The 497-nt window shown below is 49.5% G+C and carries 1 protein-coding gene; it reads right to left on the reverse strand.

Annotated elements, in window-relative coordinates:
* The coding region (locus LVD47_RS23375) for a hypothetical protein (RefSeq protein ID WP_236981140.1) at positions 1 to 497 on the reverse strand (497 nt) is incomplete at both ends.

Here is a 497-nt window from a genome sequence, read left to right on the forward strand (position 1 = left end):
ACTACTCCGTTCTTCTTTCGCAATATCTCCTGATCCAAATACTCCGCTTCCAAATCCAAAGCCTGGGCATCCGCCAACGCCTTTTCCAATACCAACACCGGCAAGTCATAAATGACCCCTCGCAATCCACTACCCGGTTGTTCATAATCGTGGATACCGATCGGTTGTTTCCACGCATTATAATCCACTGAATACGGATCCATCATGGACATCGGCGTCAACTCACAATAAAAACTATCCTCTTTCATTTCCACAAATTCATTTCCCGTCAACGCCGGCAATCGCAATACCACGATCGTATCACTCGCGGTACACCGTTCCCCACTTCGCGTCTCTGCCATCCACTCTCGGTAAATCACCTTCACCGTATCGCTCGTACAATCGAAGTCCGTATCCACCCAGTCAACACCCGGACGCACCGTTAAAGGATCTTCTTCGCATGGCTGCATCGCTTCCGGCTTCGGATAGGACGCATCTTCCGGATCCAATTCCAAAAA

This window comes from Membranihabitans maritimus, assembly GCF_021729145.1.
Classification (GTDB): domain Bacteria; phylum Bacteroidota; class Bacteroidia; order Chitinophagales; family Saprospiraceae; genus Membranihabitans; species Membranihabitans maritimus.